14 protein-coding genes and 1 pseudogene are annotated in these 10,403 nt (G+C 58.0%); 9 read left to right on the top strand and 6 right to left on the bottom strand.

Going from position 1 to position 10,403, the window contains the following annotated elements; all coding sequences use genetic code 11:
• Positions 1–23: 23 nt before the first annotated feature.
• Positions 24–350: a hypothetical protein gene (locus tag K359_RS0144440; RefSeq protein WP_029084847.1), complete on the top strand. Its 327-nt coding sequence runs from the start codon at positions 24–26 to the stop codon at positions 348–350.
• Positions 351–371: 21 nt separating this feature from the next.
• Positions 372–992 carry a general stress protein gene (locus tag K359_RS0144435; protein ID WP_029084846.1) on the top strand — a complete coding sequence of 207 codons (621 nt, stop codon included), beginning with the start codon at positions 372–374 and terminating at the stop codon, positions 990–992.
• Between the two features lie 1,003 nt (positions 993–1,995).
• Here K359_RS0144435 and K359_RS65240 read toward each other — a convergent pair.
• From K359_RS65240 to K359_RS55655, 3 genes and pseudogenes are all read right to left on the bottom strand, one after another.
• A pseudogene (locus tag K359_RS65240) lies at positions 1,996–2,145 on the bottom strand (DNA ligase); the annotation flags it as partial.
• Positions 2,146–3,176: 1,031 nt separating this feature from the next.
• The gene (locus tag K359_RS63810; protein ID WP_165127666.1) at positions 3,177–3,326 is read right to left on the bottom strand and encodes a hypothetical protein; all 150 of its coding nucleotides are present in this window, start codon (positions 3,324–3,326) and stop codon (positions 3,177–3,179) included.
• Positions 3,323–3,526 carry a hypothetical protein gene (locus K359_RS55655; protein WP_035978278.1) on the bottom strand — a complete coding sequence of 68 codons (204 nt, stop codon included), beginning with the start codon at positions 3,524–3,526 and terminating at the stop codon, positions 3,323–3,325. Before K359_RS55655 ends, K359_RS63810 begins: the two co-directional genes overlap by 4 nt.
• Positions 3,527–3,788: 262 nt before the next feature.
• On the opposite strand from K359_RS55655, the gene K359_RS62480 reads away from it, so the two are divergent.
• Positions 3,789–4,001, top strand: coding sequence for a hypothetical protein (locus tag K359_RS62480; protein ID WP_156929047.1), 213 nt, complete (start codon positions 3,789–3,791; stop codon positions 3,999–4,001).
• A gap of 457 nt (positions 4,002–4,458) precedes the next feature.
• Here the strand turns inward: K359_RS62480 and K359_RS0144415 are convergent, their stop codons facing one another.
• The gene (locus tag K359_RS0144415; protein WP_029084844.1) at positions 4,459–4,731 is read right to left on the bottom strand and encodes a hypothetical protein; all 273 of its coding nucleotides are present in this window, start codon (positions 4,729–4,731) and stop codon (positions 4,459–4,461) included.
• A 606-nt stretch (positions 4,732–5,337) separates the two neighbouring features.
• Between K359_RS0144415 and K359_RS0144410 the strand changes: the two genes are divergently transcribed.
• The 4 genes from K359_RS0144410 (at position 5,338) to K359_RS0144395 (ending at position 7,291) form a co-directional block, all read left to right on the top strand.
• A complete protein-coding gene (locus K359_RS0144410; protein ID WP_051346785.1) occupies positions 5,338–5,526 on the top strand; it encodes a hypothetical protein in 189 nt (62 codons plus the stop codon).
• A gap of 794 nt (positions 5,527–6,320) precedes the next feature.
• Positions 6,321–6,449 carry a hypothetical protein gene (locus tag K359_RS65990; RefSeq protein WP_256375215.1) on the top strand — a complete coding sequence of 43 codons (129 nt, stop codon included), beginning with the start codon at positions 6,321–6,323 and terminating at the stop codon, positions 6,447–6,449.
• 320 nt (positions 6,450–6,769) lie between these two features.
• A complete protein-coding gene (locus K359_RS0144400) occupies positions 6,770–6,970 on the top strand; it encodes a hypothetical protein (protein ID WP_029084842.1) in 201 nt (66 codons plus the stop codon).
• A gap of 30 nt (positions 6,971–7,000) precedes the next feature.
• Positions 7,001–7,291 carry a DUF2934 domain-containing protein gene (locus K359_RS0144395; RefSeq protein WP_029084841.1) on the top strand — a complete coding sequence of 97 codons (291 nt, stop codon included), beginning with the start codon at positions 7,001–7,003 and terminating at the stop codon, positions 7,289–7,291.
• A gap of 292 nt (positions 7,292–7,583) precedes the next feature.
• Here K359_RS0144395 and K359_RS0144390 read toward each other — a convergent pair whose 3' ends face one another.
• Positions 7,584–7,877 carry a hypothetical protein gene (locus K359_RS0144390; RefSeq protein ID WP_156929046.1) on the bottom strand — a complete coding sequence of 98 codons (294 nt, stop codon included), beginning with the start codon at positions 7,875–7,877 and terminating at the stop codon, positions 7,584–7,586.
• A 236-nt stretch (positions 7,878–8,113) separates the two neighbouring features.
• Positions 8,114–8,650 carry a cupin domain-containing protein gene (locus K359_RS57965; protein WP_051346784.1) on the bottom strand — a complete coding sequence of 179 codons (537 nt, stop codon included), beginning with the start codon at positions 8,648–8,650 and terminating at the stop codon, positions 8,114–8,116.
• Between the two features lie 330 nt (positions 8,651–8,980).
• Between K359_RS57965 and K359_RS0144380 the strand changes: the two genes are divergently transcribed.
• Positions 8,981–9,931, top strand: a complete 951-nt coding sequence (locus K359_RS0144380) for a hypothetical protein (protein ID WP_029084839.1) — start codon at positions 8,981–8,983, stop codon at positions 9,929–9,931.
• 228 nt (positions 9,932–10,159) lie between these two features.
• Positions 10,160–10,403: transposase (locus tag K359_RS0144375; protein WP_029084838.1), on the top strand; the 244-nt coding region annotated here is incomplete at its 3' end.

The following is a 10,403-nucleotide window of genomic DNA, read 5'->3' as shown; positions in this document are numbered from 1 at the left end:
TTCCTCACACTTTGGAGACAAGCATGAAACGCCCGTTCCTTTTCGTTTGCATTTCTTTATTGGCGGCTGCCACGGCATTGCCGGCCTCAGCGCAAAATCCGCCGGCGCAGTCCGGACCGAACAACAACGCGGTCAACAGTGCCGGTCAGAACAACTCCGACGCTCCTGTCGCGGGTCGCAACAGTTTCACCGAAGGGCAAGCCAAATCGAAGATCGAGGATGCTGGCTACGCCAACGTCACCGAACTGAAGAAGGACGACAACGGCGTTTGGCGCGGCCAGGCCAGCAAAGGCGGATCGGCCACTGCGGTAAGCATCGACTTTCAAGGCAACGTCAATTCGGCCAAGTAGTTCGGCCAAGAAGGATACAAAATGACCATTACGATTTCTCGTCTTTACGACAAATACAATGACGCCCAGCAGGCTGTTCGACGCCTCGAGGCTGCCGGCCTGCCGCATTCGGACATCAGCATCGTTGCCAACAATTCGGATAGCTGGTTCAGCGTCGACAAGAAGGTGGATCGTGACCGCGATGGTGTCGACGATCGCGCCGAAGGTGCTGGCAAGGGAGCTGGCATTGGTGCGGGCCTGGGTGGCGCCGCCGGTCTTCTTGCCGGCCTCGGCTTGCTCGCGATCCCTGGTCTTGGGCCCGTTGTCGCAGCCGGCTGGCTGGCCGCGACTGCGGTTGGTGCCGCCGCGGGAGCAGCTACGGGCGGAATTGTCGGAGCGCTCACGGAGGCCGGCGTTTCAAAAGCGGACGCGGGCACCTACGCGGAAGGAGTCCGTCGCGGAGGTACGCTCGTGTCGGCGCGCGTAGCGGACGCGGAGCGGTCTCGTCTTGAGACAATTCTCGACGAGTCCTCCGTGAACATGCGCGATCGTAGTGCAGCTTGGCAGAAAGCCGGTTGGACATCGTTCGATCCGGCCAGCCAGCCGTATGGCGCGGAAGAGATTCGCGAGGAGCGGCGGCGTTACGGTGGGGCAGTTCGCTAAGAACATTGCGGCGGCTTGCAAAGAAAGCAAGCCGCTGCGTTCGTTGCCGCGTCGCGCGAAGCCAGTTTAACAACCACAACGAGTTGCGCGATACCCAAATCGCTATCGGTTGGCCCCATGAGCTTGCAGCCTATCAAGCAGGTCCAATGCTTTGGTGCGCGCAACGCACGACGGCACTATCTAAAAAGAGCAATCCAGGGCAGTTGCTGGCGCTGCCAAGATTGTGCGACGCACGTCCCTGCGGATCCAGCGTCAAACGCAAAAGCGCTAGCTTGGCCAGGAGGTCACCTGTTCAGTGGATAGAATCGATCCTACAGTTCATTTCGCGCAGATACGATAATCCGTGCACGGTCAATCGGTGTTGATCCCTCTCGCCTTCGATATAGAGTTTCATCAGAAACCGTGAAAGCTGTTCACGGGCTCCCTTCGTCTCGCAACGGTCGACGAGCACGCCGTATATCGTTAGCGTACGATCAACGGGAAGAATATTCATTGGATCAACTCATAGGATGGTTTCTGCCTGAGTAAGCAAAGTTCGTCGCTTATTGTTCCCAAAGCAATGCCAGCTCATCGTGTGATTCAGCAAGTGCGTGTTCGGCCCTGCTAGGAACGAGTAAGCTAGCCTTTTGTTGCTGCTTGAGAGCGTTCCGGGCCGCGGCACGCCACCTCTCTTCGAAGGACCGCGTCATATGACGGACGAAAGTAACAAAAACCCCAATGAGAAGGAGGCCGGCGGAAAATCCGGTTGGCAAGTATCATTTCAATCCCGGTAACATGGCAGGGAAGAAGCCTGGAGATAAGGAGCAGACAGCCGAGAACCGAGGCGAGCCGAAAGCCAAGGAAAGGCCCGCCGAGTAAGCGGCTAATTCTTGCTTCCCATATATTTGAATGCGACACCGTTTGCTTCTAACCAAGCCTCTACAGCGTCGAAGCTCGCAAACACGACAACGTTAGTCTTTGTCACCTAAGTCTCTGCCGGTGTTGATACAGATCCAAACATTTTTCATATTCGCAGATCTTCCCGCACGCCGCGAACAAAATCGGTGCCGCACTTACTCTCCGCGGATTTGGTGCGGTACTCGATCTCGGCCAACTCCTCCGGCTCCACCCAGATCGCTTTGTGGGCGATGCGCTTCGGATAGGACTGCGTCTTGTCCGTCGCACGAGCGAATTAAGAGAAAGCCTCTATCGTTGGACGAGCGCCACCTACTCCCCCGGACTCGGGCGAGGTGATTGATTTCGCCAAGGGCGTGTCTGGCTGATTTAGATGGTAAAAAGAAGTGAGCGGATATGATTAAGACCGCAATGGGATGGCTGGAATTACCGCACTGGCTTATCATCGCGGGAGCCACGCTAGTAGTGGTCGGCCTGATTGGCCTTGTGGTCAGCCGCAAGCGTCGGGCTAAAGTCCCAGACGAACCAGCCAGCGAGCCGCGTCCCAAATTGTCACCGCTGCCAGATCTTCCTGGCTCCCGGCCACGAGAAAGCCGGCGTAGAGCGCCAGCGGAGCCTTCGGCTGATTGAGAATTCGTAGGCGATGGGCAACAAGAGCGATACGGCAATCAAGGCCGTGGTGAATTTCCGAGCCGGTGCTCAGGATGGTCAGCTTGCGCCCGCCTCCCTCGGCCTCCTTCAGAATGTAGCCGCCTCTGGCGGACTTGTTCTCGCTGCCGGGGCTCGCGCCGGAGCAGAGGCATCGGCTGGCGGGACAGGGCGAGCAGGGCGGTCTGGCGGGGCGTGTTCAGGATAGATGAGAAGACATCTGCTGCGATGTGTCTCTAGGCTTGGTCTGATTTCCGCTTTACCTGCACGGTCACCTTGAACGAATTGGTGCAGGGATTTCCCTTTCTGCGACCCTTAGGACTTCCCTCATGTCCTCCGCAATAATAGGTGTGCTCACCGTCAGATGAGAACATTGCGACATGCTGTAGGTCGAGGCCGCCTTGCTGGCATCTGGAATTCAGGCATTTCACAAATCTTGGTATCGTCGATTTGGTATAGGTTGATTCGTTTTGAGTGTCGTAGCTGCGGCTACGGCTAGGCCAATCCAGGTCCGTGCGCTGACATTGGCGAGTCCTGCGCGGTGTGGAGATGAAAAATCGGTGCTGTTCATTTAAACGCCTAAAAGAACGGGCGTACTGTACCGCAACCTAAGCGGGCGGGAAAGCGGTGCCCGGAGGGTTTTCACTCGAGAACTTCGTATTCGAACGCCATACCCTCGGGATCGTTCTCCTCGAACCATTTCTCAGCGGCCTCGATTGTCGCGAAGACCTTGATGTGATCCTCGTCGCCGACTTTCTTGGCAGCGTCCGTGTAGATCCAGACAGTTTTCATCGCATCAACCCAAACAATTCCTTGACCTCGCTCAACCGAAGCTTGGTGCCGGCCGGCATGTGCTGCAACAGCATATGTCGGGTGCCGACCGCGATCAGATCGCGTCGGATGTCGTCCCGTTCCGAGTGATAGGCCTTCATTTCCGCTGCGAACTGAAAAGCGGTTTCCGGCGTGATCTCGAGCGGCTTTCGGATGGGCATGGTCTAAGCTTACGCACAACAACGCCGCCAAGCTTAAAATTGCTGCTGGCGGCGTTGGGTCTAGCCCCAGGGAAGATGCGCAAAATCCCCGACATGTGAGGAGTGAGCACAAAGCGTGCCATGGTTCATGGCTCAAACGGATTACTTCCGCGGGAGTATTTCTGGGCGTCTTTATGCGAACAGGCTCGCGACCAAATTGAATGGGGGGCAGCGTTTTTCTATTGAAAGAGGCCGCCAACTGAGGCGGCCGGAGAGGCTTCAAATGCAGCCGAAGATCAAAGAGCGAATCTGTCCGGCCTGCAATGGAACGGGCTTTCCGCCGGTTGAGCCTCCTGCTCAGGCGGGGCACAAAATCTATCCGGTCAAATGCAAGACCTGCAATGGCAAGGGCAAGATCACGGAAGACAACTACCCGGGCGATTCCGGGACAACACTGAGGCGGCCCGGACAAAGTTACGCCGCCCGCTTGAAATAAATACGGACGGTGTTCCTCCAGCCCTCATGTCGGCGCTCGCAAACCCGGCGACCGCAGCCAGTCGCTCAACTGTGAACCGGTTTCGGCCAGACGAGCCTTGCGGATTAGGCGCTGGCGCTCGATGCCTGGGGGAGTTCCTCGGGCCTCCTTGCGGAGCCGCTCTGCCTGGATGTCAAGACGCTGTTCAAGTGATTGAGTGTGTGTGTGATGTCGATTCAAGGACATGGCGCACTCCATTCCGTTAGAGGAAGGCGGGAGCGCGATCGGGCGTTCTCATCACCGATATAAGCCACGGGTTGGGGCGGTGATGGACTTACTGTGTGCCTGTCTGGAGGGAAGAGATGCTTATTTCAGACCTATTCTCGCAACTCGCGGAACGAATTGCGACCTATCGAAACTTATAATGCCTAGAACAGTGAATAGGCTTCAGTAGTCCTACCGAGAACGCCGCCTAAACCTACGGCTGCGCGAACAGGTCGTTCCCAGCCTGCAATATCCTCACGTAGGTCCCGCTCTCGTGATATTCGAGCCAGCCCTTGTCTATTGCGTATCGTAAGCCCGCCCAGAATTCGGGAGGCGAGGCTTTGTCGAGGTAAAGCAGGGGCCAGCTGACCTTCTCAATGTAAATTCTGCGGTCCTGAATAGGTTCGAATTCTCGAGCACGCTGCAGGATCCGGCGGGCAGCTTTCTCAGGATCTGCCCAAGGGCGCTGGTCCTTTATTTTCGTCATCGTTGACCGCTCCAATCCATCGTGTTGACGGAGGGTGCGTGGCGGCAATCTTGTTGATCGGCAACGGCACCGAGCGGCATCAAATTCCGAACGAATGCCTCATCTAAACCGTCGCTCAGATTTTCGGCGCAACACCGGCCCGGTCAAATACTGGCGTTTTCTCGATATCGCTTGAGCGACTCCCCGAAGGCGTATCTTCGGCGGCGTGCCGAAGCGACTCGGTGCTAGCGTCGAGTCCGTCGACGGTTTCGTTTGCCTGACTGCCGGAGTCGTGCGGGTGGACAGGAACCTGCCCGGCGCCGGAACCAGTAACGGCATCTATTGTGCTCGACCGAGGTGGCGTCTGATTTTTTCGTGTCATAGGAATCTCCCTGACGAGTCAACTGTTTTCGCTCGGTGCTGGTTCCGTCAGCAATTCCCGGCTCATCGACTTCTTCAGGAGGTGTTCAAAAAGGAACAGCGGCGGGGTTTCGGACGCCCCATACTCGAATCAGCACCGCGCGCATTTCTCCGCTGTGTGTAGGTTCACAAGAGCATCGCAGACGAGGTGCTATTCTATATTCGTGAAGTTTATTGCGGGCGTTGAAATTGCTGACGGAGTTTACGATGAATTACATGGCACCGATACAGGCTAGGTTCCTCGTCCGGAGAGGAAGCATTGACTGGATGGTCTATGATCGAGAGCTCAAGGGGCCGGCGCACCTAAAGGATTACCGCTTGGCCGAGAAGCTGACGAAGGAACAAGCCGAGCAGATCAAGCAGCGGCTGGCGACTTGGAACTCTCAGCCCACTTGAACTAGTCAGAGACTCACGGCTTGACCGACGCCCTGGGCCGGAAGCATCACCGATGCGCTAGCTCTCGTGGGTTGCGATCCTCGCCAGCGAGCGCTGTAATTGCCCGCATGAAAGACTACCCCACCAAGATCACGTTCGGCGAAATGCGCGAAACGGGCGCCACGCGCATCATTGTCTTTTGCAAAGACTATCGGTGCTCTCACAACGTCCAAATGGACGCAGCGCGATGGCCAGACGAGTGGTGCGTCTGTCCGATCTCGAGCCGCGGTTCACATGCACGGTCTGTGGCAAGCGAGGCTCGATCATTCGTTCGGTAGACGTGCCGCCCAGGATAGGCACTGGCAGCTGACAGGATGGCAGCTTTTTTCGCCAAAGATTCACATATGATATTAGCGGAACCGCAGATCATTTGGATGATCCGAACAACGGGGCACGTAATTTTCATTTCCTATTTTTCCAGCCCTAGTAACGGCCCGCTGGTCTCGGTGAGCAGCGGCTCGGCGATCCGGATTGGCCCCAGCATTGCTCTCCAAGGGTGCTGGGGCCGCTTTCTATTGCTGACACGTTCAGACAGGAACGAAGCGCGCTCGGCGCCGGTTAATGCGCGTTCAATGCCGCCCGCTTCATCCGGCATTGGATAGCAAATCGCGCTAACTTGGCTCCGGCTTGTTCCCCCTCGCTGGGACCGTTTCTTTGAGCAAAACGGAATCGGCTTGGAGGATCATCCTGCAACATTGGGAACGCCCTCCAGATCTGTCCGTTGATGATTCGGACTTGTTGGAGGAGAACCCGCCATGCAAGACAATTACGAGATCTATCGCGATGCGGAGCTTTGGCTAGCTGCTTTCGTCAGCTGCGGGCCAGCGATTCTGATCGCCGCCATGATGATAGCATCGCTTATTCAGCCGCAGTTCCCGGGCTGACATATGAACCAGTCCGCGAAGTGGTGAGTAACAGGCAATGTGAAGATGGTGGCAGGAGCAACTGTTTTGCTGGCGCTGTTGCTCATGGGTTTTATTTTTAGCGCGATATAGCTGCGTGACGATTGCCTTGACCGATGGATGGTGGATGGACGGCAGTGTGTCGTCCGGCAACGTCGTCGCCAAGGCTCTCACGCCCCCAGCAGCTCCCGCGCCCGTCCGTTTTCCGGATCGAATAGCGCAGGTCAGCCCTGACTAATCCCCATGCCGGACTTCCCGAGAAGAGAGGTAAGTTGCCAGCCGCAGCGGGGTGCATCACGCCAATGTCCAGTTCGCCTGCACCGAGCTACCGGGCTTACTTCGTCGGGACGCACGGCCACATGATTGGTCGTGAGGACCTGATCTGCGGCAGCGATGCGGAAGCCATCGCGCTGGCAACCAAGTTTACAGACAAGCACGCGGTGGAAGTCTGGGACGGGGACCGCCTCGTGACCAAACTCGCACGTCAGAAACCTTCTAAATGAACAATTTGCGTCCTACTTCGTATACGGAGAATGCTCAGGGATGAGAAAGACAACCGCCTGGGATTGGAGCGCGAGCTCGAAAGGGCGAAACGGCTTGCCGCGGTCACGACGGATCGCACGACCTATGAGCGGATACGCGATTTTGCCGAGGACATCAGGCAAAGGCTTCAGCGGTTAGTGTCCCGGCGAGGTGAACAAGACGAGATACGCGCCCGCGCGCGTCAGCTTTGGCAAGAGGCGGGCCGGCCAGCCGGCCGCGACTTAGATTTTTGGCTGCAAGCCGAGCGCGACCTCGCGGACGATGAGAAGATCGAACGGTGACGGCGGTAGAGCGTTGGACCGTTTACTGCTTCTCTCCGGGTGGGCAGACGTCGCTGGGTGGCGGTGCAGCCGGAGATGGTGGCGGAGCAACGGGCGCGGCTTCCGAGGCGGCGCAGTCACCCGCCCAGAGCTTGGTGCCTCTGACCGTTCCAACCAGTTTGCAACCCATTGGGGTTTGCGGCCTGACATGAATGGGCGGCCTTTTTGCCGCTTTCGGTGGAGCAGCTTGAGCAAAGGCGCTAGTCGCAAAGAGCAGCGCGACAAGTCCGATTAGCGGCTTCATGGTCCACCCTCACTTGCCCTTGGCCTTTAGCGTCAACTCAACCAGGCGCCTGATCGCCTCGGCACGCGATGGCAGGTCAGCCTGCTTCCTGCGCCAATTGCTCGTCTGATCGATTTCCTCGATCGGAGTGAGGAGTACGTCCAATCGGAGCGAGAGCCAGACGACGATGAGCCGTGGCTTGGCTGGCCTGATGGGCGGCCCGGGGCCGGCGCGGGCGGCAGCGGCGACGACCGCGAGCTCGGCGGCGCCGACGACGAGGACGGCGGCGACACCGAGCCAAGCCTCGGCGGTCTTAACAACCACAACCAAACGAGACGGGCGGCCGTGTCCGCCAGTGCACCTGCGAATCGCCTTGGCGCAAAAGCAAATCCCTGCGCTTCGGGAGAAGGCGCTGGGACTTCAGGTGACTGAACGAACCTTGGTAGGATCGATGCACTCACCGGCCTCTCCAACTCCCCTCAACTAGATTTGTCTGCGCAAACGGCCTGGTCTAACCGGGCGGCTTGCGGCCTCACGGGGGAACGCTCAATGGTGGGCACCTATCGAAGAGGCGGCCCCACGACTTTCATGTGGTGCATTGCCATCAGCTTTTGGTTCGTTTCGGCATCGACACCCTGCCGCTCGGCGAACATCTTTTCGAATCCACCGGGCGTCACGCCGAACAGCAATACACCGGGCTCCGTCCCGACGTTCTGAAACGTGTGCGGAGTGTGATGAGGAATGAAGACAAAGGCGCCGGCGGGGGCGCTCACAATGCGTTCGCCCAGTTTAAAGTTGAACTGACCGCTCACAACGTAACAAAACTCAGCTTCCATTTCGTGCAGGTGTGTAGGGGGGCCGCTCTTGGGTGCGATGGTTTGACGAAAAAAGCCGAGTTGCCCCCCAGTTTTATCAGCCGTTGCCAATAGTTCGGTGAAATCTCCCTCTCGGCCTTGCTGTCCGCTGTAGCGGGTTGTTTCGCCGGGCAGCACGATGAATGCCTCGTCACCCGCGGAGACTTGAGTTGAGGGCAGAACAACAGTGGCAATAAGGGAGTAAAGAAGGCCGAAACGCGCTTTGAAGAATTTGGCGTGCATGGCAACCTCACCTGGATACGTGACGGTGTACGAACGCGACCAGAACGCTCCCACGGAGCGATCCTCTAGTTCATTAAGCACAACCTTATTTGCACTGAGCCACTGTTTACACTCAGTGCGCGGTCCGTGCGACATTTTATGCACTAAGTGGCAACGGTGTTGTCCTAATTGCTGATCTCGCTAAGCGGATCGGCGCACTTCGAAGGCTCTCCGGCGACATGATCGGCTCACTACTAGTTCGCGCAAACGGGCTGGTTTGACCGGACCGATTTTGCGATCCCAAGGCGCGCCTGGCAATCACCTGGGCAGATTCAGAACGGGAATATCGCGTTGTCCATCATCGTCTTGCTCAAGGCATTGGCCGGGGCCTCAGAACAGAGCTTCAAGGCCGTGCTTAATGAAACTGGTTCGCTGTCCATTGCGGCGCTTGACGATAGGCGTGCTACCTTCTTCCGGGAGCGGGCTTTCCTGCCGCAAGCTCTGCTCGGCCAGCTGCTGCAGATCTATCAGGATGCCGGTAACGATGCCGCATCGCCTTTGGCGCAATTCGTCAGCAAGCTGCTGGGGCTTGATCGACTGGACGCTCTGGAAGCTGGACTGAAGCCGCTGGCGGATGTCCGCAACGTACGCAAGATCGTGGATGGCTGGGTAATTGCGGAGAACGACAAAGTCCGGTTCGACCGACTTCTCTCCGACGAGCGCAAAGCGCGCGGGGAGTTGAATGATCAAGTCCTGACCAGACTAAGCGAACTTGCGACGCTTTGCTCCGAACTTCAGCTCTCCGCTGAGGTGCGGGAGGATACGCTAGACGACGTGGAGGCAACCCTGTCGGAGGGCGATGATTCCGACGCACTCGCGCGCCTGACAGATCAGCAGCGGAGGCTTGCCTCGATCCGACGAGAAATCGACGCGGCGCAGAGGGCTCTGTCCATCGCTTTTGCCACTCCGGTTGGTTCGGTGAATGCCGCCGGAGCGTTTGCACGCTGGGAGGCCGAATACGGCCCGCGCGTCAGATCCGTTCGCGTTCGTGTTGAGGCCTTTCTACCCAAAGTCTCGTTGCCAAGTGACCCGGAGCGGTTCGCCGAGGCGGCATTGACACGTCTGCGCATCGAGCAGAAAGAGTTGTCTGATCGCGCATCACAAGCGCGAGCTGACATAGCGCAGCACGCTTCAGCGCAGGATGAGCGCGATGTTGCCTTGCGCCAGCGCGAGACAATAGATCGGGAAGTCGCTCGCTTGCCCAGTACTGCAGGCAGCCTCGGGCGGCACTGGCGGAACTGACTTCGTTTATTATCAGTGACGTTTGTCCGGTATGCGATCGAGATTTCGGCGAACTAGGTGCAGGTTCGCTGAGCGACCATGTCCACGGCAAGGTAAGGACATTATCTGCTTCGGCGGAGCGACTACTAACCTTGGGTCGGACTCGCGGCGGTATCCCTCCATTGAGGGCCGCCTTGTTTGACGGACGCGAGCGCTGCAGGTCCTAGGGGTAATCCTAGGAGAAGCGCTATGACGATTTCGCGGGCAGAGGTGATCACATCGGTCGAGCGGCGGCGTCGGTGGTCACAGGATGAGAAGGAACGGCTAGTTGCAGCATCGTTCGAGCCCGGAGCCACTGTTTCCGAGGTGGCTCGCATGGCCGGCCTTCATGTGAGCCAGCTGTTCAGGTGGCGCAAAGAGCTTTGCAAGCACGGTGAAACGAGTGTAGCGCCGTTGGTGCCGGTCGAGATTGGGCCGTCTGTGCCGCCGCGGG

The sequence above is a fragment of the Bradyrhizobium sp. th-b2 genome (assembly GCF_000426785.1).
Classification (GTDB): Bacteria; Pseudomonadota; Alphaproteobacteria; order Rhizobiales; family Xanthobacteraceae; genus Bradyrhizobium; species Bradyrhizobium septentrionale.
This window is presented reverse-complemented; position numbering and strand designations above follow the sequence as displayed.